General features: G+C 56.3%; 1 protein-coding gene. It reads left to right on the top strand.

What is annotated here, in order from left to right; translation table 11 throughout:
- Window positions 1–302: DUF2913 family protein (locus AAIR21_RS28090; protein ID WP_434682871.1), on the top strand; the 302-nt coding region annotated here is incomplete at both ends.

The raw sequence follows: 302 nt of genomic DNA on the forward strand, positions 1-302 counted from the left end.
CAGAAGCAGCGCCGCTTTCCGCGCTCTGTTGCCTCTGATATTGACAGCTTGTTGCGCCTGGGACGCCAGAAAGGCCCCGCAACTGGATTACTGAACCGGCTGCAATACCTCTGGCAGTCCTGCACGGAGCCGGTGACGCAGCCGTCGGATTTGTTTCGCCTGACCCGTGCGATTGAGCACCTGAAATCACAGGGCTGGATCAATGCCGTGGTAACTGATGAAGAATGGGTTCCCGACACCTTGTTTGCCGAATATGCGAATACCTCTGCATTACTGGTCAGGAAATCCGAACTGCAGCGCCA

Origin of the sequence: Enterobacter sp. PTB (assembly GCF_051130085.1) — a bacterium.
Taxonomy (GTDB): domain Bacteria; phylum Pseudomonadota; class Gammaproteobacteria; order Enterobacterales; family Enterobacteriaceae; genus Enterobacter; species Enterobacter ludwigii.